Raw genomic sequence first — 21,405 nt, forward strand, 5'->3', positions numbered from 1 at the left:
TATTTATTAATATAACTTATATATATGAGTTGACCCCTGCCGCCAGTATTTCTATTGTGCGATTAGCTGAACAGTGAGGCTATCGAGATTGTCCGGCGGCTCACTATCCATGAGCCGCCGGGTGTTCGCGTTAGTCAGTTTGCGGCGTCACATATGGCTACAACAACTACGGCAATAGCGATCTGCCTGTCACGAAGCCGGACATTACTGAATACTTACTTCGCTTGTTCAAGTTCCGCACCATCGAGATTTTCGAATAGCTCCTTGAGAAAAGCCTGGCGCTGCTGCCACATCTCCTTCAATTCAGCGCGTCCCATCACACGCATGGGTGACCCGCCTTTTTCCATCTTGGTCTTGATGTCCTCATCATTGAACATCTCAACCATTTTTTCGGAGAGCATTTCGAGTCGATCTTCGGGTACACCCGAGCGTGTCATGATGCCTCGAAAATTGACACTGGAATCATCGACTTCGTAACCGGCTTCCTGGAAAGTTGGTACCTCGGGAAGAAACGCCTCATTACGCTCCAGGTCGGCCACTCCCAGTATCTTCAGGCGATCACGACTACGATAGGCATCGGATAGATTGTTGAAACCGGCCATTACCTGACCCCCTTGGACAAAGCGCAGCGCGTCCACGCCTCCGGAGGTGGGAATGTATTTGAGTGAAATATCCGCCGCCTCTTCCAATTGCAGCATGGCGATATGGTGGCCAACGAACAGGCCGGCTCCGGAAACGGTAATCTTGCCTGGATTTTCCTTGGCGTAGGCAACCAGGTCATCGATTGTATCGAACTGACTATTCTTGCCGACGATCAGCACGGCAGGGTCGGCGCCCCAGTTGGCAATTGGCTCCAGGTTATCGATATCGTAATAGGTGTCGTACATCAGTGACTGAGCGATGAAGTGCGGGACATTATAGGCTGCCAAATCATAACCTTCTTGCCCTCCATTCTGAACCAGGTAATTCCAACCAACCTGGCCGCCAGCACCAGGACGGTTAATGACGGTTACCGGTTCTCCAAGATATTGTTCTGCCTTGGAGGTGACAATTCTAGCCTGAAAGTCCGTCGCGCCACCGGCTGAATAGGAAACGATCATGCTTAATGGATTACTGGGAAATTCTTCGGCAGACATTGACGAAGAGCTTGTCATAAAAGCAGTAATTGCTGCAAAACTTACCGCGGCTATTTTGCTTTTTAGGAGCAGACTATTGTTATTCATGTACATCTCCTTTCCCTTTCGGGTGTGGTTTTACTACTTGCTTTCTTACTTTCAGATCAGGATTCCACCTGGAATCTGGACGTTAAGCAACGTTACGAAAATGAGATATAGAACTCCCATGAAAACGGCTGTAATGACGCCACTTCTAATAGCTTGATGCCAACATAAGCGCTCCGGGGAATAAATCATGACGACCGAATAAAAAGCAATGAAAGAGGTTGCGAAGAATCCCAGCCATCCTGCAACCAATAAAAAGCCAATGAGAATCAGTAGGGCGGGCCAGATACTTCCCCAAGGTATGGATTCTTCGTCATCCGCAGTGATCGATTTCTTCGGTAGGAGTGTAAGTACAACCATAGTAATGGCGATAACAACCATGAATATTGCAACTATTTTTGGGAATTCGTAGCCCGTTCCGGCCGGTGAAAATGAGGCGGTCAACAAGCCAATAGTTACTATAAGCGTCACGATTGCGGTTAGGCCATGTTTGCTATAACTCATGGTTTTACCTCCATTCCACGATTGGCCAGCTCACGACGATGACGCGCCCGTGCCTTGAGTTCGGCAAAAATACTGTAGCCAACCGACAATACGCATATGCCAATAAGTAGTAAATTGATGCCTCCGGTAAAGAAATACTGGAAGGTACCGCCCATGGCCTGAGCGATCATCTGGCCTTGTAGAAAATTGGTTTCAGCGATCGGCCCGAGAATGATGCCGAGTACGACGGGGCCAGGACCGAACCCAAAGCGCATGGCAAAATACATCACGCTTCCCAATGTCACCATGATGATGACGTCGGATATACTGTTCTGCACGCTATAGGTTCCAAATACCGCAAGGATCGTTACCGCCGCCGCCATATAGTGTTTCGGCACTCGGATGACATATTTGCTGAAGCGGCTGATATACAGGCCAAAGATCACCAGCAAGATCTGGCTTACCAGTAGGGCACCCATGAAGGTCCAGGCTACCGGGGCATGCTGCGTGAATAAATCTGGTCCTGGAAACAGCCCCTGAATCAACAACCCTCCCAGCAGTACCGCCGCAGTGGGACTGCCAGGGATACCCAAGGAAAGCATGGGGACCAAGGACGCACCCACCATTGCATTATTGGCGCTTTCGGATGCGATGACGCCTTCTGGTTCTCCCTTGCCGAAGTTATCCGGGTTTCGACTGAACTTTTTAGTTTGGTCATAAGCGATCAGCCCAGCTATCTGCCCGCCGGCCCCCGGAATGATCCCCACCAATGTACCGACGATGCTGCCTATACTTAACGCGCGAACTTTCGATAGGTTGTAGACCAGCGATGTCATGATAGATCGATGTTCCATTCCGAAGGTTTCTCCGCCTAACCCACGTTTGGCGGTTTCGACCATTTGAAACACTTGGGGAATGGCAAACAGACCAATAAGCGCAGGGATAATGGTGACACCGCCTTGGAGGTGCTCCGAGAACACGAAACGTTCGGTGCCGGCGACCGGATTGAAGCCTATCAGCGAGATCCAGATACCTACGGCACCGGCAAGCAGCCCTTTTAATACCGAAGAGCTACCCAAGGAGCCAATGACCGTGATACCGAGTATGGCGATCCAGAACAATTCCGACGGACCGAAACGTAAAGCGAAGCCGACCAATATCGGGGTGAAGAAAATCAGTACCAGCACACCAATTACGCCACCTATGCCTGAGCTAATGAAACAATAATGTAATGCTTCACTGGCATGCCCTTTCTTGGCCATCGGGTGGCCGTCCAGCATCGTCGCTATATTGGCTGGCGCACCGGGTATGTTGACCAGGATGGCACTGACTGCACCGCCAGCAACTGTCGAGGTGTAGAGCACTCCCAGCAGGATAAGGCCGGAAGTAGCGTCCATCTGGAAAGTAAAGGGAATCAGCAAGGCCACGGCCATGGTAGGGCTCAAGCCAGGGGTCGCGCCCAGCAAGAGACCTACCACGGTACCAACGATCAAGATGACTAGATTCCAACCACTCAAGACCTGGGGTAGGTACTCTAATAGCTCCACGGACTACTCCTCTCTCCAATATCTGCACTCGAACTACTGCAGAGGCGTGTGATTGTTGTTGCCTAGGGAAGTGGATGGTCTGTGTATATCTCACTTCAGGTCATGTACATAACATACTTGACTTAACCAATAGCCGAGGTTGGCCAAGGTGTCAAACGTCTCCCCTTAAGGAAGATGAAAAAATTTTGTCTCTTTTTTAGCTGGAAAGTCAGTTTTATTTGTATACAGGTATATCATGTATACAACCATAAGCAAGGATCCATTTTCATTGTTTAATTATATAAATTTAAGCATGCTCATAAGCACGCTAATTTAGGTGCTTTAACTTGGTCGCAATAAATAAAAGTAATATCTAATATAGTTTGGAGAAACTATGAAAGCGGATGCGGATACCGATCGCCTAGAGCTATTTTATACAGCTTCTCTACAGGTGGCAGGAGACAAGCCTCTTTATCGCATGGTCGAGGATCACATAAGAACCCTCATTACCACGGGTCATCTAATTCCCGGCGACTTGATTCCTTCCGAGGCGCAGCTGGCAAAAGCGCTGAACGTGAGCCCAGGTACCGCTAAAAAGGCCATCACCAATCTAGTCTGGGAGAAGCTGCTTTTTCGACATCAGGGCAAGGGTACCTATGTATCCAGAGTCGATTTCGAGAAAAATCTGTTCCGCTTTTTTTCCTATGGTGACGCTGAGGGCCGTTCCATACGCATCAACAAGAAAACAACCGCACGCAGCTTGCAGCAAGGGCCTAGCAATATCTGTAAACGGCTGGGTGTAGCGGAGGGCTCTGACCTGGTATATATCGAGCGATTAGGGGTTATCGGCGAGCGTCCCATCCTTGTGGAGTATTCCTGGTGGCCGGCCGCAGTCGTGCCAGGACTCGAAGACGAAAGCATTCATATCCCCGACTACTTATATGCATTGGTGCTCAACCGGTATGGCGTGCCCGTGGTTCGAGCCGGGGAAACCTTGACCGCCGAGGCGGCGGATTCGAAAACCGCAAAGGTACTGGATATCGCTAAAGGAACCCCCGTTGTTGTTCTCAAGCGCATTGCCTACACATTGAACGATCGAATCGTGGAAGTAAGAACAACCAAAGGCAGGGCTGACCGCTTTAGTTACAAGGCAGAAATCCGCAGGTAGCACGATGGTCGCCCAAGATGTTTCCTTTTATCCTCGACTGGATGTCAGCGCCTGCCGCCAGGCAGCTTGGCGCCCAGCACCAGCATGCAGGGCGTGAGCAGTAACGTCAGGGCGGTGGCGAAGGTCAGCCCGCCGGCGATGGCGCTGGAAAGCTGGGTCCACCACTGGGTGGAGGGGGCGTTGAACCCCAGCGCCGGTTCCAGCAGGTTGACGTTGATCCCCAGTACCATGGGCATCAGCCCCAGCACCGTGGTGATGGCGGTGAGCAGCACCGGGCGCAGGCGCAGGCCGCCGGCTTCCAGCGCCGCCGCCGCGGGTTCCAGCCCTTCTCGTCGCAGCACGTTGTAGGTATCGATCAGCACGATATTGTTGTTCACCACGATGCCCGCCAGGGCGATGATGCCCATTCCCACCATCACGATGCCGAAGGGCTGGCCGTTGACCAGCAGGCCGATCAGCACCCCAGCGGTGGAGAAGACGATGGCAGACAGCACCAGTCCCGCCTGATACAGGCTGTTGAACTGGGTGACCAGAATGATCGCCATCAGGAACAGCGCGATCAGGAAAGCCGAGCCCAGGAAACGCGAAGTTTCCTGCTGGTCCTCCTGCTCACCGGCGATATCCACCCGGACGCCTTCCGGCAGCGGCTGGATTTCCTCCTGCAGGGCTTTCAGGCGTTCCGTGGACTGATAGCCTTCCGCCACGTCCGCCTCCAGGGTAATGGCGCGGCGTCCATCCACTCGTCGCAGGTTGCCGACCTTAGGCGCCGGAGTCAGGGTCACGAACTGGCTGATCGGCACCTGGCCGCGGCTGGTGTTGATGGTCAGCCGGCCCAGCTGGTCCAGGCTTCGCCAGTCTTTGGGCAGACGCACGCGAATGTCCACCTCATCCGTGGCTTCCACCGGGCGATAGGTGGCTACCTGCAAACCGGTGGTGATCAGCTGTACCGCGCTGCCGATACTCGCCACGTCGGTACCGAAGCGCGCCGCAGCCTCCCGGTCCACCTGGATGCGCCATTCCACGCCGGGCACGCTGCGGTTGTCCTCGATATCCTCGAAGCCCCCCAGGCGACGCATGGTGGCGCGCAGCGTATCCACCATTCGATTCACCTTGTCCGGATCCTGGGCGCTGATTTCCAGCTCGATCGGCTTGCCCTCGCTTGGGCCTTGCTCCTGCTGCCGAAATTCCAGCTGGATGCCGGGAATGTCTTGCGTACGTTCGCGCATGTCCGCGAGGATCCTGGCGACCGGGCGGCGTTTGGACCAGTCGATCAGCTGAAAGCTCAGTTGGCCGATGACGTCGACGCCAAGCTGTTCGTTAGGGGTGGCGAAGGAGCGGGCGTAAAGCGCCTGGACTTCCGGCATGTTGCGCAGCCGCGACTCGACCCGCTGGACCACCGCGTCCTTCTCGGAAACGGAAAGGTCGCCGCGCAGATGCACCATGGCCTGGGCCCGGTCCGGCTCCACGCTGGGAAAGAACTCGACGCCATGATTGAAGCGCGCGTAAGCGGTATAGACCAGCGCCATGCCCAGCATCGCCGCCAGCAGCGTCTTGCCGGGATGCCGGATCAGCTTGCCCAGCAGCTGGCGATAGCCGCGTCCGCCGCGGGTGATGTGGTCCGAGCCACGCGCCTTGCCGGGACTGAAAGCGCCTCCCAGGGTCGGCAGGAAGATCAGCGCCATGGCCAGTGACGCCAGCAGACACACCACTACCGTGGCGGGCAGGTACTTCATGAACTGTCCCACCACCCCGGGCCAAAAAAGTAGCGGCATGAACACCACCACCGTGGTGGCGGTGGAGGCGATCACCGGCCAGGCCATGCGAGTGGCGGCGTTCGCCCAGGCTTCCTTGCGCGGCTGGCCCTGAGCGAGATGGCGATCCGCCAGTTCACTGACCACGATGGCCCCGTCCACCAGCATGCCTGCCACCAGGATCAGTGCGAACAGCACGACGATGTTCAGGGTGAAGCCGATGGCCCAGATCATCAGAATGCCGCTCAGGAAGGCGCCGGGAATGGTCAGTCCCACCATCATCGCGGCGCTGGCCCCCATGCTGGCGAGAATCACTATCAAGACCATGACCACCGCCGCCATCACGTTGTTGAGCAGCTCCGAGAGCAGATCTTCCACGGTCTGGGACTGGTCCATGATGATGTCCGTCTCGAGTCCCTCGGGAAACAGCGGCTCCGCCTCCTTCAAAAGCTCTCGCACCGCGCTGGCGGTGGCAATGATGTTGGCCCCGGCGCGCTTGGAGATTTCCAGCACCAGCGCCGGCTGGCCGTCGATGCGGGCAAAGCCCTCCGGATCCTTGAAGGTGGGGCGAATCTGCGCCACGTCGCCGAAGGTCACTACCTGATCGCCGTCCACCTTGACCGGTATCTCAAGCACGTCCTCGATGTCTTCGATGACCCCGGGCACCTTCAAGGACAGGCGTCCAGCGCCGGTATCCAGGCTTCCCGCCGCCACCAGCCGGTTGTTGCGGGAGACCCGGTTGAACAGGGTATCGAAATCCACGCCGTAGCTTTCCAGCACCAGCGGATCGACGACGATCTCCATCAACTCCTCCCGCTCGCCGCCGATGTCCACTTCCAGCACCTGAGGAATACCTTCGATAGCTTCCTTGAGGCGCCTTGCCGCGGTAAGCAGCTGGCGCTGATCCAGCGGCCCCGAAAGGCCGATGGACATCACCGGGAACAGCCCCACGTTGATCTCCATGACTCGAGGTTCCTCCGCTTCGGTAGGCAGGGAACTCTTGGCGATATCCACCTGCTCCCGCACGTCCATCAGCGCCTGGCGGGCGTCGAAGCCGGCGTCGAACTCGAGGATCACCGAGGCGAAGCCCTCCCCGGTCTGGAAGGTCATCTTGTCGAGCCCTTCGATGCTGCGCAGCTCCTGCTCCAGCGGCCGAGCCAGCAGGCGCTCGCCGTCCTCCGGACTGACCCCTTCCAGCACCACGGAGACGTAGATCATCGGAATGGCCACGTCCGGGTTGGCTTCCTTGGGAATCGCTCGGTAGGCCATGACTCCGGCCACCAGCAGAAAGATCAGCAGCATCAGCGTCGTGCGGGTGCGATCGATGGCCGCCTGAATCAGCGCGCGCATGCTCAGGACTCTCGGGGCAAAGCGGCGTCCACCACCTCGACCCGTTCGCCCGGCTCGACGAAACCGCCGCCTAGCGTGATCAGGCGCAATTTTTCCGGGATGCCGCTGACCCAAGCGCGCTCGCTGGTGGCGGAAAGCAGGGTCACCGGATGAAAGACCACCTGCTGCTGGTCGTCTACCGCCTTGACCCCGAGCCGGCCCTTGTCGTCGAGTACCAGCAGCGCCGGCGACAGCGCATGGGCCTGACGGCTGGGTCTGGCGATACGCAGCGTCGCGCTGGCGCCGGCCAGGCGCAGGCTGTCCGGATTGTCGATCAGCGCCTCCACGGCAAAACTTCGAGTCTGAGGATTCGCCTGGTTTGCTACATGGGTCAGCTCACCCTCCAGGGTGCGACCGTCCAGCAGGGTCACCTCCACCTCGAGCCCGGGCTCGAGCCCCTGGGCGTCCCGCTGCGGGATCTGGGCCTCCGCCTTCAGCTGGCTGGGGTCGATCAGCAGGCCGTAGCTCTCGCCCACTTGCAGGCTATCGCCAGGATCCACGTCCAGACGATCCAGAATGCCGGCGAAAGGCGCCTGGGGGCGGGTCTTGGCCAAGGCTTCCCGCAGACTGGCGGCTTCCGCCTGGGCCTGGGCCAGTTCCGTGGTGAATTTCAATAGTTCCGTGCGGGAAATCAGATCGCGCTTTTCCAGACTCCTGGCGCCTTCGTATTCCGCCCGGGCGGACTCGAGTTCTGCCTGAGCCCGGGCCAGCTGCTGCGGCAGATCCTCCTGATCGAGTTCGAGCAGTACGGTACCTTCTTTCACACGGGCACCTTGCTTGACCGGCAGCCGCTGGACGCGACCCTCGATGCGCGCCCGCAGGTCGATGGCCTGTCGCGCGGTGAGACTGCCTTGGGCGAGCAGCGTCGGCTGGTAGTCCTGCGCCTCGTCCAGGCGGACTTCGACCCGCGCCAGCCCCGCCGAGTCGTCTTCCTGTGCTGCGCTTTCCGGCGCCTCGTCGCGAAACGCCTGAAGATTGCCGAACGCCAGCCATAGCAGCAGCAATAGTGTCAGAACGACGGCGAGCAGGTAGGAGACGGTGGAGCGACGCGGCATTCAGACATCCTTAGCGATAAAAAGAAGGTGCGATGATAAAGCAAGAAGCGCCACAGAATAGCCCAGCCCCGGGCCTGGATACGACACCAGCACAAGGTCCGTTTGTCGCGGCAAGGTCAAACGCGGCTTGTTGGACCACTCGATGGGCTCAGTGTTTCCACCACCTTTGGCGGCATTGAGTTTTGTGCACTGCAGGCATACTATCGAAACGCATTGCACTACCTACTAGATAGACCGCTTTACCCACTAGACCGCTTTGTTTGCGCCTGTGGCGGTTCGTACTTGCCTCCCGGGCCAACGCTTCGCGATCGACATCCCGCGCTATTTCAAGGAGCCAATGATGAAGGAACCCGTACGTATTGCCATTACCGGCGCCGCCGGGCAGATCAGCTATTCGCTTATCTTCCGAATTGCCGCCGGCGACCTGCTGGGTCCCAAGCAACCGGTCATCCTGCATTTGCTCGAGATTCCCCAGGCCATGGACGCCCTCGAGGGCGTGGTGATGGAAGTCAACGACTGCGCCTTCCCGCTGGTTCGTGACATCGTCGCCACGGATGATCCCAACGTGGCTTTCAAGGACATCGACTACGGCCTGCTGGTCGGTTCCCGGCCCCGCGGCCCGGGCATGGAGCGCAAGGACCTGCTGGAAGCCAACGCGGAAATCTTCTCCGTGCAGGGCAAGGCGCTCAACGACAACGCCAAGCGCGACGTCAAGGTGCTGGTGGTCGGCAACCCGGCAAATACCAACGCGCTGATCGCCGCGGAAAACGCACCGGACATTCCCTCCGGTCAGATCACCGCCATGGTGCGTCTGGATCACAACCGCGCCAAGAGCCAGCTGGCCCAGAAGCTCGGCAAGCATGCCAACGATGTGAAGACCGTGATCGTCTGGGGCAACCATAGTTCCACCCAGTTCCCGGATCTCTCTCACTGCAAGGTGGACGACAAGCCCGCCCTGGATCAGGTGGATCAGGACTGGTACGAGAACGACTTCATCCCCACGGTGCAGCAGCGTGGCGCCGCCATCATCAAGGCCCGGGGCGCCTCCAGCGCCGCCTCCGCCGCTTCCGCCGCTATCGACCATATGCGCGACTGGGCGCTGGGTACCGAAGGCTACGTGGTGAGCATGGCGGTACCTTCCGACGGCAGCTACGGCATCGAGCCCGGCATCATGTACGGCTACCCGGTGACCTGCGACGGCGGCAAGTACAAGATCGTCGAGGGTCTGGAAATCGACGACTTCAGCCGCTCTCGCATGAAGGCCACGGAAGACGAGCTGCGTGAAGAGCGAGAAGCCGTGAAGCACCTGTTCGGCAAATAATCTCGCCGTAAAAGCATGAAAAAAGCCTCGCCGGTATCCGCCGGCGAGGCTTTTTATTAACCCTGCAAGCATTTATGTCGGGTTAATTGCGGCACAGGGAAGTGCCGCCGCCGGCCGGTAGGTCGGCGCGAGCCCGCGTCACACCAGCAGATTCACTGATCTGCGCCAGTGTGGCGGGGGCGACAATCAAAGAGGTCAGGATGACCTATTTGATTGCCAGGTTAATAGTGTTCAGTCCCGCAGCGTGATGATCCGCCAGCCGCGATTTTCGGCTTCCCGACGCAATATTTCGTCCGGGTCCACCGCCACCGGGTTGTCCACCCGTTCCAGCAGCGGCAGGTCGTTGTGGGAATCGCTGTAGAACCAGGCGCCGTCGAGGGTGATGTCCTGATGTTCCAGCCACTGCTCCAGCCGCTCGATCTTGCCTTCTCGATAGCTGGGTGTGCCGCTGATTCGGGTGGTATAGCGCCCGTCGATCACTTCCGGTTCCACGGCGATCAAGTCGTCCACCCCGAGACGTTCGGCGATCGGCCCGGCGATGAAGCGGTTGGTGGCGGTGATGATCAAAAGATGATCGCCCTTGGCGCGATGGCGTGCCAGCAGTTCCTCGCCCTTGATCAGAATATGCGGCTCGATCTTGCCCGCCATGAACTGCTGATGCCAGGCGGCCAGCTGCTCCGGGGTGTTGTTCGCCAGCGGCTGCAAGGCGAAGGCCAGGTAGGCGTGGATATCCAGGGAGCCCTGCTGATATTGGCGATAGAAGCGTTCATTGGTTTCTCGATAGTTCACCGGGTCCACGGCGCCTTGTTCCAGCAGGAATTCTCCCCAGGCGTGATCGCTGTCGGTACCCAGCAAGGTATTATCGAGATCGAAGATGGCCAGGCTCAAGGCAGGCTCCTTGGTGACGAATGATCGATAGCCGCCGCGCTGCGGAGCTATTCATGCCAATATAAAAAGTAACGGGAAAGCGTCGAGAATTATTGCAGACCGTAGCGCATTTTTATATACGCTGCACCGCACCCTGCGGCAATACCGCCCACGGCGTCGTCGGTAAACGCATCAAGGCTCATGGGCAATGCCACGCTTAAGTTGTTGATGCGCTTTCGAGCTTTATGGAAGAATGGTTCCAATACTAGACTTATCAAGGTGAAGTCCGTGATCGACGCTGACGGCTTTCGCCCTAACGTTGGCATTATCATAGCCAACCGGCAAGGGCAGCTGCTTTGGGCGCGTCGGGTAGGGCAGAACGCATGGCAATTCCCCCAGGGAGGCATCAAGGCAAACGAGACGCCCCATCAAGCTCTGTATCGAGAGCTGGAAGAGGAAATCGGCTTGACCGCCGCTGATGTGGAAATGCTTGCCTGTACTCGCGGTTGGCTACGTTACCGCCTGCCCCGACGCATGATTAGAACGCATTCAAGGCCGGTATGTATCGGCCAGAAGCAAAAATGGTTCCTGCTGAAGATTCGTTGTCAGGATAGCCGGGTATGTGTGGATACCACGGCCAAGCCGGAGTTCGATGGCTGGCGCTGGGTGAGCTACTGGTATCCGCTGGGGCAGGTGGTGTCCTTCAAGCGGGAAGTCTATCGCCGCGCGCTGCGCGAGTTGGCCCCGCGGGCGCAGCGCCTGGCCCTGGGGGACGGTGACTGAATGGCCATGCTCGACGTGCTACGCCGTATCGTCCAGGAAGTCAACGGGGCTCGCACCCTGGAAGCGGCCCTGTCGACCATGGTGCGGCGTACCCGCAAGGCCATGCAGACCGACGTCTGTTCCTTCTATTTATACGATACGGAGCTGGAGCGCCTGGTGCTGATGGAAACCATCGGCCTCAAGCCTCAGGCGGTGGGACGGGTGTCCCTGCGATTGGGCGACGGACTGGTGGGATGGGTCGCCGAGCGCGAGGAACCCTTGAACCTGGAGGACGCCACCGCCCATCCCAGTTTTCGCTATTTCCCGGAAACCGGCGAGGAACGCTATTCGAGCTTTCTCGGCGTGCCCATCATTCATCAGCGCCACATGCTCGGCGTGCTGGTGGTGCAGCAGCAGGACAACCGTCGCTACGACGAAGGCGACGAAGCGTTCCTGGTGACCATGGCCGCGCAGCTCGGTGGGGTGCTGGCGCATGCCCTGGCCACCGGCGCCTTGAATTGCCCTACGGATCCTTCCGGCCAGGCGGTGTTTCGCGGCGTGGCGGCGTCGCCGGGCCGGGTGATCGGCACAGCGGTGGTTATCTCGCCGCCGGCGGACCTGGACGGCGTACCGGATCTGGTGCCGACGGATATCGCCGACGAAGTCCGGCGTCTGAGAAACGCCATTCGCCAGGTCAGCGATGAGCTCCAGGCCACCGCTGCACGGCTGATCGGGCGTATCAGTTCCCAGGAGCTGGCGCTGTTCGACGTCTATCAGCAGATACTCAGCGACGCCTCGCTGGGCCAGGAAGTGGAAAAACGCATTGAGGAAGGCCAGTGGGCCCCCGGCGCGCTGGCGGACGTGGTACGCCGTCACGTGCAGTATCTGGAGCGGGTCGACGACGACTACCTGCGGGAGCGGGCGGCGGATATCCGCGATCTGGGGAGGCGGGTACTGGCACATCTTCAGGAAGACAATCCGCAGACGCCGGAATCCTTCCCGGAGCAGTCGATTCTGGTGGGAGACGAGATCAGTGCGGCGATCCTGGGGGAAGTGCCGCGACACAAGCTGGCGGGTCTGGTGGCCTTGCGTGGCTCGAGCAATTCCCACGTGGCGATTCTGGCCCGGGCCATGGGGATCCCCACGGTGCTGGGCATGGTGGATCTGCCGCTGCCCCGGCTCAACGAAGCCCCGGTGATTCTGGACGGCCATCGCGGCCGGCTGATCGTCAGGCCCAGCGCCGACATGCAGCGCCACTATCAAAGTCTGATCGCCGAGGAGCAGGCAGTGAATCGGCTGCTGGAAAACGAGCAGGATCTGCCTTGCGTGACCCCGGACGGCCATGCGTTGCCGCTGCTGGTCAATACCGGCCTGGCCACGGAGCTGATGGCTGCGCTCAAGACGCGCATCGCCGGGGTCGGTCTCTATCGCACCGAAGTGCCTTTCATGACCACCGAGCGCTTTCCCGGCGAGCAGGAGCAGACCACCCTGTATCGTGAGCAGCTGGCGGGATTCGCGCCGCTGCCGGTGGTCATGCGTACCCTGGATATCGGCGGCGACAAGGACCTGCCGTATTTCCCCATCGACGAGACCAACCCTTTCCTGGGCTGGCGGGGCATTCGCGTCACTCTCGATCATCCGGAGGTGCTGATGGTGCAGCTGCGGGCCATGCTGCGCGCCTCCCAGGGGCTGGGTAACCTGCGCATTCTGCTGCCGATGATCACCAGCATCGACGAGGTGGATACGACCCTGCGTTTGATCGAGCGCGCTCAGCGGGAGCTGAACGAAGACGGTATTACCGTCGAGAGGCCCAGAATTGGCGTCATGCTCGAGGTGCCGGCGACGCTCTATCAGCTGCCGGCGCTGGCGGAACGGGTGGATTTCTTCTCCGTGGGCAGCAACGACCTGACCCAGTATCTGCTGGCGGTGGATCGCAACAACCCTCGGGTCGCCGGGCTTTACGACGCCTGTCATCCGGCGGTGCTGACGGCCTTGGCCCGAGCCTCCAGGGAGGCGGCGGCGCTCGAGATGCCCATCGCGGTTTGCGGCGAGCTGGCCGGCGATCCCGCCGGCGCCTTGCTGTTGATGGGAATGGGCTTCGATGCGCTTTCCATGAACACGCCGAATCTGCCTCGAGTGCGTGCCGCCATTCGGCGAGTCTCTCTGGCCAATGCTCGGGCGCTGGTGGATGAAGTGCTGCAACTGACGACCTGCTCGGAGGTCTGGCAACATCTGGAAGCGCGCCTTGCCGAGTGGCAGCTGGCGCATCTGCTTCCCCCCAAGGACTAGCCGACTTGCTTCAGCGGGTTTGCATGCATTGTCGGGTTTCGCCCAGGAAAACGCCTTCCGGAGCGAAACGCCGCTCGCCGATCTCGATCTCGCCGTTCGCGTGCCAGGAAACCCAGGTAGTGGCTCGGGTACCGTAGACGTCACCGAGAATGAACGGGGGTGAGAGCCGGCGCTCCAGGGCAAGGCCGACGCCGGTATCCGGCAGCCGCGTGGCGTCTTCGATGATGCGATCGTCCCGCATCGTTTCCAGCGCAGCATCTGGCCAGGCGTTTCCGACAAGGCTGGTTTCCAGCCCCTGACAGGCCTTGAGCAGCTTGGGCCAGGCGGTATCCAGGCTCGCGTTGGAAATCCCGTGCAGCCCCGGGGTGATCCGGCCCAACGCGATTTCTCGATATCCTCGGTGCAGATGCCAGAGGGCGAGGCCGTTCGCGTCCAGCCGTCCTGCCAACAGATTGAAACCCGCGTAGCGCCGCGCCTCGCTCGCCGCCAGTTCTTCCAGCCATGTCTCGAGGTCCGCGCATTCAAGCGCGTCGTGTACCAGCTCGCCTCGGCTGGGCGCGTCTGGCGCCACCTCGATACGCGGATCGCGTACGTTGGTCACCGCCGCCAGGCGACCGCTTCGATGCACCGCCAGCCAGCTGCCGCCGGCCTGCAGATCGCGGCCCCCGAGAATGTCCGGGACGTCCCCCCAGAAATCCAGCGCCGCCGCGGGCCGAGCATGCTGCTCGTCTCGATTGGCGATCAGGCGCAAAGGCGTGGCGGCACGAGGCCGATAATCGAAAGCGATAAGACACATGCGCTTACCATACCCAACGGAGCGCGATGTGCAAGAAAGGATGACGCTTCAGATTGACCCTTGGCGCGTTACAGATTACAGTCGGAGCAAGTGACATTATCGAACATCGCGAAAAACCTCGTACTTCTAGTGCGAGGATGGATAGCGAGGAGCGCGAGAGCGCTCCCTAGTCCGGCCTCGATTGCTGCTCAATGTATTGTTTGACCATGCTCAAGGGTGCGCCTCCGACACTTCCCCCAAAGTAGCTTGGGCTCCACAGCGAGTTCTTCCGGTAGGCGAGCTGCACCAGTTCAGGGTGTAGCAACTTCATCCGTCGGCTGGATACTCCCTTCAAGCTATTCACCAGCTTGGATACCGCCACCTTGGGCGGAAAGTTGACGAGCAGGTGGACGTGGTCGGTTTCACCGTTGAACTCCTTTAGCTCTGCCTCGAAGTCTCGACACACTCGGTCGAAAAGCAATTCGAGGGATTTGAGATGCGCGCCGGTGAACACCTTGCCCCGATACTTGGTGACAAAGACCAAGTGGGCATGGAGTTTAAAAACGCAGTGTCTGCCTGTTCTGATAGATTGTTTCGTGTTCATGGACCAAGTATATTCGAAGGCATGAAACAGACCAAGACCCTCAAGGTTCGAGTGAAGGACAAGCACGCCGCCGAGCTTAACCGCATGGCTCGCGGCGTGAATTTTGTCTGGAACTACCTCAACGAACTGTCTTCCCGAGCCATGCGGGAGAAAGGGCTGTTTCTGTCTGCCTACGACATGCACCCCTATACCCAGGGGGCCGGCAAGGCCCTCGGCCTGCACAGCCAGACCTTGCAGTGTGTTGCCGCCGAATACGTCACCCGTCGCAAGCAGTTCAAGAAGACTCGCCTACAGTGGCGCAAGTCCCGGGGCGTGCGTCGCTCTCTCGGCTGGGTGCCGGTCAATACCGGCGCGGCCAAGTGGAAGAACGGGCAGGTATTCCACAACGGCAGCCATTTCACGGTTTGGGATAGCTACGGCCTGTCGAAATACAAGTTCCGTGCTGGCAGTTTCAGCGAAGACAGCCGAGGCCGCTGGTACTTCAACGTGGCTGTCGAGGTCGATGTACAGCCATCCGCGGGACAGGGCGCCGTTGGCATCGACCTGGGCCTGAAGGACGTGGCCACTTGCAGCGACGGCGGAAAGCTGGAAAACAGCCGCTTCTACCGTCGCATGGAAGACAAGTTGGCGACAGCCCAACGTGCTGGCAACAAGCGCCGGGTCAAGGCGATCCACGCCAAGATCAAGAACCGGCGCAAGGACGCGCAGCACAAGTTTTCCCGGAAGCTCGTCAGCCAGTACGGCGAAATCGTCGTGGGCGATGTTTCCTCAACCAAACTTGCGAAGACCAAGATGGCCAAAAGCGTCTACGACGCCGGCTGGTCGCAATTGAAAACGATGCTGGCATATAAATGCGCTCACGCAGGCATCGTCTTCAAGGTCGTTCGCGAAACCAACACCACCCGCGCTTGTTCGTCGTGCGGCTCGCTTAGTGGGCCGCAGGGCGTCAACGGGTTGCGAGTAAGAGACTGGGAGTGCGGGGAGTGTGGTGTACTCCACGACCGGGACGTGAATGCGGCCCGGAATATCCTCAGTCTCGGGGCAGGACGTTGCCCTCAAGAAGTTGGAATCCCCGTCCTTTAGGGCGGGGAGGACGTCAAAGGAATTGGAACCATGTAATGATCAAAAAAATAAAGCATAAAGGCTTGAAGCGTCTTTATGAGAAGGGACAGCGTCAAGGTGTGCAACCCAACCACGTTGAAGATTTGGAAGACATTCTGGCAGCGCTGGATGCGGCATCAAATCCTCGGCAAATGAACCTGCCGGGTAACGACTTTCACGAGTTGACAGGCAATCGCAAGGGCTACTATTCGGTGCATGTCAATGGCAACTGGGTTGTGACTTTCACGTTCGATGGAGAAGACGCAGATCAAGTCGATTACGAAGATTATCATTGATTGAAAGATGTTGCTTGGGGAGATATCGCAATACGTATATCAAAGCTAACTTCTTTGTTTTAAAAAGAATTTAAACAAGAATTATCAGTTTAAAAATTTAGGAGACTTTAGCCATGGCGATGAGAAACCCGCCGCATCCGGGTCGTATACTGCGCCGCCGTATCGTGCCGGCGCTGGGGCTTTCCGTTACGGAATTTTCCAAGAAGCTTGGTATGTCGCGTAATGCGGTTTCTCGCATTCTGCATGAACATGCCGGCATATCCTCGGACTTCGCCGTTCGGCTCGAGCATGGCGGTATCGGCGAAGCGCGACACTGGCTGGTCATGCAGGCCAACTACGATCTTTGTCGAGCGCAAAGCCGAGAGCAAAACCATATTCCCAAATTCGCCGCTGCCGATCACGCTTGAAAGACATGGGACAAGTCCCGCGCGATGACTTTCCCCGCCTCGCCGCGTAAACTCGTCCCCCGATACGATTTCCGGGAGAGGGCGGGTGTGATAACCCTGTTGACCACCTTGGCGGGTTACCTGCTGTTGGGAGCGATCGCCGGCACCATGGCGGGGATTTTCGGCGTGGGGGGCGGTTTGATCATCGTGCCGGCTCTGGTGTTCGCCTTCGGGATACAGGGGGTCGCGCCGGAAGTGACGATGCATCTGGCCATCGGCACCTCCCTGGCGACCATCGTGATCACCAGCGCCTCTTCCGCCTGGGGCCATTTTCAGCGCGGCAGCGTGCGCCGGGACTGGTTCCTGGCCATGCTGCCGGGGCTGATGCTTGGGGCCATTCTCGGGGTGTTCATCGCCGGCAGCCTGTCCGGCGGCGTGCTGGGGACGCTTTTCGGCGTTTTCGTCATCGCGGTGGCTCTCAAGATGGCCACGGGAATGGCGCCCAAACCCGGCAGCGTGGAGCCTTCGCGTCCTGTGATGGGCGTGGCCGGGGGCGTGATCGGCGCGGTATCCGCGCTGTTCGGCATCGGCGGCGGCACCTTGAGCGTGCCCTGGTTTTCCCGCTGCGGCGCGCCGATGCCCCAGGCGGTGGGCACCTCGTCATCCTGCGGGCTGCCCATCGCGCTGTTCGGCGCTCTGACCTTCATCATCACCGGCTGGGGTGAGCCGCTGTTGCCGCCCTGGTCCACGGGTTTCGTTTTATGGCCGGCCTTTCTGGGTATCGTGCTGGCCAGCGTGCCTTTCGCCAGGCTTGGCGTGCATCTGGCCCACGTGCTGTCGGCCCGGGTGCTGCGCCTGGCATTCGCCGCGCTGCTGCTGATCGTCGGGCTGCGGTTCCTTTTGTGAATCGCTCTTGCAGGCCGCCCGTTTCGCCAATCAAGAGTATTAGTCAAGAATCAAGGCTTTCGCATGTTGACCTACCCGAATATCGATCCCGTCGCTATCGCTCTTGGACCCATCAAGGTCCACTGGTACGGGCTGATGTACGTGATCAGCTTTATCGTTGCCTGGTGGCTGGGGCGTCGGCGCGCCTGGCGCGTCGGGCTGAGCAATGACGATATCGGCGACCTGATCTTCTATGTCGCCCTGGGGGTGGTGCTGGGGGGTCGCGCCGGCTACGCCCTGTTCTACGGCACCGAACAGCTGCTGGCCAATCCGCTCTGGCTCTTCATGATCTGGGATGGCGGCATGAGCTTTCACGGCGGCCTGATCGGCGTACTGATCGCCGTTTGGCTATTCGCCCGCCGCCGTCGTCTGGGCTTCTTCCAGCTGACGGATTTCATCGCCCCCATGGTGCCGGTCGGCCTGGGCGCCGGGCGCATCGGCAACTTCATCAATCACGAGCTGCCGGGCCGGGTGACCGAGCTGCCCTGGGGCATGGTGTTCCCGCAGCTTGGCGGACCGCCGCGCCATCCGTCATCGCTTTACGAGGCGCTACTGGAAGGCCTGGTGCTGTTCATCATCCTGTGGTGGGTCTCCAGCCGGCCGCGCCGTCGCGGTCTGGTTTCCGGCCTGTTTCTGCTGCTTTACGGCGTGTTTCGCTTCGGCGTGGAGTTCGTCCGCCTGCCGGACCCGCAGCTGGGTTTCATCGCCTTCGACTGGCTGACCATGGGTATGTTGCTGACATTGCCGATGATGATCGCCGGAATTGCGCTGATTGTCTGGTCTCGTCGCCAGTCGGTGGATTATCCTCCTGCCAGTGAGCCGCAGCCGGCCTGAAAGCCTGAAACCTTCGTCAAGGCACTCTTTCGTCAAGGTATCCTGTATGACTTCCGCCCCCGCTATTTCCGATCCCGCCGATGGCGAGAAGCGCAGGCCGGCCCTGGAGCAGCCCTATCTGGATCTGATGCGTCAGGTGCTGGATCACGGTGTGGTCAAGCACGATCGCACCGGGGTCGGCACCCGCAGCCTGTTCGGCCATCAGATGCGCTTCGATCTGTCCCGGGGCTTCCCGCTGGTGACCACCAAGAAGCTGCACCTGCGCTCGATCATCCACGAGCTTCTGTGGTTTCTGGGCGGCGACACCAATATCGCCTATCTTCAGGAAAACGGCGTCAGCATCTGGGACGAGTGGGCGGACGAGCAGGGAGAGCTGGGGCCCGTCTACGGCTATCAATGGCGCAGCTGGCCGGACCCCCGGGGCGGCCATGTCGATCAGATCGCTCGGGTGGTGGAGCAGATTCACGACAACCCGGACTCCCGCCGTCTGCTGGTTTCCGCCTGGAACCCGGCCCAGGTGGAAGAGATGGCGCTGCCGCCCTGTCACTGCCTGTTTCAGTTCTACGTCGCCGAAGGGCGGCTTTCCTGTCAGCTCTATCAGCGCAGCGCGGATATCTTTCTCGGCGTGCCCTTCAATATCGCAAGCTATGCGCTGCTGACCTGCATGGTGGCCCAGGTCTGCGATCTGGCGCCGGGGGAGTTCGTTCACACTCTGGGGGACGCCCATCTCTATCTCAATCATCTGGAACAGGCGCAGCGGCAGCTTTCCCGCTCGCCGCTCGGCGAGCCGCAGCTGAGATTGAATCCGGACGTTCGCGATCTGTTCGCCTTTCGCTTCGAGGATATCGCCATCGAAGGCTACGAATCGCATCCGGCGATCAAGGCGGAGGTGGCGGTATGAGCCAGCTACGCACGCCGGTGGCGATGATCGCCGCGCGCTCCCGCAACGGCGTGATCGGCGTCGACAATCAAATGCCCTGGCATCTGCCGGAAGACCTCAGGTTTTTCAAGCGCAAGACCCAGGGCAAGCCTCTGGTGATGGGGCGAAAGACCTTCGATTCCATCGGCAGGCCGCTTCCCGGTCGCCTGAATATCGTGGTGACCCGCAGCGAAACCTTTCATCCGTCCGGTGTCGAGGTATGTCACGATCTGGAAGACGCCCTGGCCCTGGCGGACCAAAGGGCGCTGGAGAGCGGAGCGGAAGAAATCATGGTGATAGGCGGCGCGCAAATCTACACTCAGGCGCTGAGCCTGGCGCAGCGGCTATATTTGACGGAAATCGCCCTGGAACTCGACGGCGACGCCTGCTTCCCCGCCGTGGATGCCGCCGCCTGGCAAGAAGTGGAGCGCGTGCCCGGCACCCCGGTCGACGGCCAGCCGGATTACGCCTTCGTGACCTACCGGCGCCGTACCTGACGAGAGATTGCTCCGTGATACTTGACCGACCTATCGACATGGAAAGAACTACCTGCAAGGAGGGCATGCCTTGGCCAACGAACGCATGAATGCACTCTTCACTTCCCTGGAGCGGCATGCGCGAGATCGTAGCCTCGAGCTGCTCGAGGCCCGCCGGCGAATCGCCAGGCTGGAGGCTCGCAACCAGGAACTGGAACGCCACAGCCGCGAGCTGCTGGCACAGATGACTCAACTGGCAGAGCAGGCCAGAACCACGCGGGCCTCCCTGGCCCCGGCCCGCAGCAAGGGCTTCGCCGCGCTGATGGAGCGCCGCCCGCGCCGCGATCTGCCTTCGGAAACCTCATCGGCCCCGGAAACGACGACGGAAGACAAGGCGACCTCTGTGGACGAAAGCCAGGCCGCTGCGCCGGTGGCGCCGCTGGCCGAACCGACGCCGCAGTCACAGCCGGAGGCCATGACCCCGGAAACCGCCACTCAAGACGCGCCGTCTCCCCAGGCGCTGCTGAGTCAGTGGTACCGGCGCTACACGCAAACCTTCTTCAAGGGCCACACCCGGCCATTGAAGATCGGTATTCATGAAGAGCTGCTGGCCCGGGAACCCTGGCCGGAAAAGCTCGTGCGTCGGGCGCTGGCCTGCTACGTGCATCTGCCGCGCTATCTCAAGGCGGTGCGGGAAGGGGCCGAGCGGGTCGGGCTGGACGGCGAGGCCGCCGGCCTGGTCGGCGCCGGGGAAGCGGAGCACGCCCGCAAGAAGCTCGAGGAACTGCGCGCCAAGCGCAATGACGCTCAAAAAGCGGCGAAACAGACGGACGCGGCGCCTGCAAGGGCGGCGAAAAGCGAGCCAGCCGCCCAGCAGCACGAGCCGGTTGGCGCGACGAAGAAATCCCGTCACAGGACCCGCCGGCAAACGAGCAAACCCGAAGCTAAACCCCCGGAGCCGCAAAGTTTCGAGCAGAAGCTCAGCGCCTTGATCGCCAAGCACCAGAAGTAGCAATTTTTTCGCGGGACGTCGCAAACCACGGTTAAATCAAGGTTTTTTCGTTCAAACCGGGCTTTGATGGCGTTTTGGTGAAAGGGTTCCAAAAAAAAATTCAAAATAATTTGGAAACAGTGTTTTTTTCTTGTTGCGTTCTTAAAAATCCCGGTATATGGTTTCCCTGCGAGCAACGAAAACAACAAGGCCGAGAACCATTACCAAGATACCGGCCGACCCGAAA

At 59.6% G+C, this 21,405-nt stretch carries 20 protein-coding genes; 12 read left to right on the forward strand and 8 right to left on the reverse strand.

The window, feature by feature from the left end:
* Positions 1 to 215: 215 nt before the first annotated feature.
* From FGL86_RS09040 to FGL86_RS09050, 3 genes are read right to left on the reverse strand one after another with little or no spacing between them, the layout of a single operon-like run.
* The gene (locus FGL86_RS09040) at positions 216 to 1,223 is read right to left on the reverse strand and encodes a tripartite tricarboxylate transporter substrate binding protein (protein ID WP_147184256.1); all 1,008 of its coding nucleotides are present in this window, start codon (positions 1,221 to 1,223) and stop codon (positions 216 to 218) included.
* A 51-nt stretch (positions 1,224 to 1,274) separates the two neighbouring features.
* On the reverse strand, positions 1,275 to 1,724 hold the full coding sequence (locus FGL86_RS09045) for a tripartite tricarboxylate transporter TctB family protein (RefSeq protein WP_147184257.1): 450 nt from the start codon (positions 1,722 to 1,724) through the stop codon (positions 1,275 to 1,277).
* Positions 1,721 to 3,250, reverse strand: a complete 1,530-nt coding sequence (locus FGL86_RS09050) for a tripartite tricarboxylate transporter permease (RefSeq protein ID WP_147184258.1) — start codon at positions 3,248 to 3,250, stop codon at positions 1,721 to 1,723. Before FGL86_RS09050 ends, FGL86_RS09045 begins: the two co-directional genes overlap by 4 nt.
* A 373-nt stretch (positions 3,251 to 3,623) precedes the next feature.
* Here FGL86_RS09050 and FGL86_RS09055 point away from each other — a divergent pair, with 373 nt between their 5' ends.
* Entirely contained in the window at positions 3,624 to 4,397 is a 774-nt protein-coding gene (locus FGL86_RS09055) for a GntR family transcriptional regulator (RefSeq protein WP_147184259.1), read from the forward strand.
* Positions 4,398 to 4,441: 44 nt separating this feature from the next.
* On the opposite strand, the gene FGL86_RS09060 is transcribed toward FGL86_RS09055, so the two are convergent.
* A complete protein-coding gene (locus tag FGL86_RS09060) occupies positions 4,442 to 7,498 on the reverse strand; it encodes an efflux RND transporter permease subunit (RefSeq protein ID WP_147184260.1) in 3,057 nt (1,018 codons plus the stop codon).
* A 2-nt stretch (positions 7,499 to 7,500) separates the two neighbouring features.
* Positions 7,501 to 8,592: an efflux RND transporter periplasmic adaptor subunit gene (locus FGL86_RS09065; RefSeq protein WP_147184261.1), complete on the reverse strand. Its 1,092-nt coding sequence runs from the start codon at positions 8,590 to 8,592 to the stop codon at positions 7,501 to 7,503.
* A gap of 340 nt (positions 8,593 to 8,932) precedes the next feature.
* Between FGL86_RS09065 and FGL86_RS09070 the strand changes: the two genes are divergently transcribed.
* Entirely contained in the window at positions 8,933 to 9,913 is a 981-nt protein-coding gene (locus FGL86_RS09070; protein ID WP_147184262.1) for a malate dehydrogenase, read from the forward strand.
* A gap of 231 nt (positions 9,914 to 10,144) precedes the next feature.
* Here the strand turns inward: FGL86_RS09070 and FGL86_RS09075 are convergent, their stop codons facing one another.
* Complete coding sequence (locus FGL86_RS09075; RefSeq protein WP_147184263.1) at positions 10,145 to 10,801, reverse strand: histidinol-phosphatase; 657 nt, start codon at positions 10,799 to 10,801, stop codon at positions 10,145 to 10,147.
* 267 nt (positions 10,802 to 11,068) lie between these two features.
* On the opposite strand from FGL86_RS09075, the gene FGL86_RS09080 reads away from it, so the two are divergent.
* Together FGL86_RS09080 and ptsP are read left to right on the forward strand one after the other, a co-directional pair.
* Positions 11,069 to 11,563, forward strand: a complete 495-nt coding sequence (locus tag FGL86_RS09080; RefSeq protein ID WP_222433732.1) for an RNA pyrophosphohydrolase — start codon at positions 11,069 to 11,071, stop codon at positions 11,561 to 11,563.
* Between the two features lie 6 nt (positions 11,564 to 11,569).
* Complete coding sequence (gene ptsP, locus FGL86_RS09085) at positions 11,570 to 13,831, forward strand: phosphoenolpyruvate--protein phosphotransferase (RefSeq protein WP_147186139.1); 2,262 nt, start codon at positions 11,570 to 11,572, stop codon at positions 13,829 to 13,831.
* A 10-nt stretch (positions 13,832 to 13,841) separates the two neighbouring features.
* Here the strand turns inward: ptsP and FGL86_RS09090 are convergent, their stop codons facing one another.
* Positions 13,842 to 14,627 carry an NRDE family protein gene (locus FGL86_RS09090; protein ID WP_147184265.1) on the reverse strand — a complete coding sequence of 262 codons (786 nt, stop codon included), beginning with the start codon at positions 14,625 to 14,627 and terminating at the stop codon, positions 13,842 to 13,844.
* Positions 14,628 to 14,793: 166 nt separating this feature from the next.
* Positions 14,794 to 15,210, reverse strand: a complete 417-nt coding sequence (tnpA, locus tag FGL86_RS09095; protein WP_147184266.1) for an IS200/IS605 family transposase — start codon at positions 15,208 to 15,210, stop codon at positions 14,794 to 14,796.
* Positions 15,211 to 15,231: 21 nt separating this feature from the next.
* On the opposite strand from tnpA, the gene FGL86_RS18130 reads away from it, so the two are divergent.
* From FGL86_RS18130 to FGL86_RS09135, 8 genes are all read left to right on the forward strand, one after another.
* Positions 15,232 to 16,293, forward strand: coding sequence for an RNA-guided endonuclease InsQ/TnpB family protein (locus FGL86_RS18130; protein ID WP_147184267.1), 1,062 nt, complete (start codon positions 15,232 to 15,234; stop codon positions 16,291 to 16,293).
* 35 nt (positions 16,294 to 16,328) lie between these two features.
* Positions 16,329 to 16,607 (forward strand): type II toxin-antitoxin system RelE/ParE family toxin, encoded by a 279-nt coding sequence (locus FGL86_RS09105; RefSeq protein WP_147184268.1) that lies wholly within the window; start codon positions 16,329 to 16,331, stop codon positions 16,605 to 16,607.
* Between the two features lie 113 nt (positions 16,608 to 16,720).
* Complete coding sequence (locus FGL86_RS09110) at positions 16,721 to 17,014, forward strand: HigA family addiction module antitoxin (protein ID WP_222433733.1); 294 nt, start codon at positions 16,721 to 16,723, stop codon at positions 17,012 to 17,014.
* A gap of 90 nt (positions 17,015 to 17,104) precedes the next feature.
* Entirely contained in the window at positions 17,105 to 17,899 is a 795-nt protein-coding gene (locus FGL86_RS09115; protein ID WP_147186141.1) for a sulfite exporter TauE/SafE family protein, read from the forward strand.
* A 63-nt stretch (positions 17,900 to 17,962) separates the two neighbouring features.
* A complete protein-coding gene (gene lgt, locus FGL86_RS09120; RefSeq protein ID WP_147184269.1) occupies positions 17,963 to 18,772 on the forward strand; it encodes a prolipoprotein diacylglyceryl transferase in 810 nt (269 codons plus the stop codon).
* 46 nt (positions 18,773 to 18,818) lie between these two features.
* Positions 18,819 to 19,673 carry a thymidylate synthase gene (locus FGL86_RS09125; RefSeq protein WP_147184270.1) on the forward strand — a complete coding sequence of 285 codons (855 nt, stop codon included), beginning with the start codon at positions 18,819 to 18,821 and terminating at the stop codon, positions 19,671 to 19,673.
* Positions 19,670 to 20,188, forward strand: a complete 519-nt coding sequence (locus FGL86_RS09130; RefSeq protein WP_147184271.1) for a dihydrofolate reductase — start codon at positions 19,670 to 19,672, stop codon at positions 20,186 to 20,188. Before FGL86_RS09125 ends, FGL86_RS09130 begins: the two co-directional genes overlap by 4 nt.
* A 70-nt stretch (positions 20,189 to 20,258) precedes the next feature.
* A complete protein-coding gene (locus FGL86_RS09135; RefSeq protein WP_246131581.1) occupies positions 20,259 to 21,179 on the forward strand; it encodes a ProQ/FINO family protein in 921 nt (306 codons plus the stop codon).
* Positions 21,180 to 21,405: the final 226 nt, after the last annotated feature.

This window comes from Pistricoccus aurantiacus (assembly GCF_007954585.1).
In the GTDB taxonomy this organism is placed as follows: Bacteria; Pseudomonadota; Gammaproteobacteria; order Pseudomonadales; family Halomonadaceae; genus Pistricoccus; species Pistricoccus aurantiacus.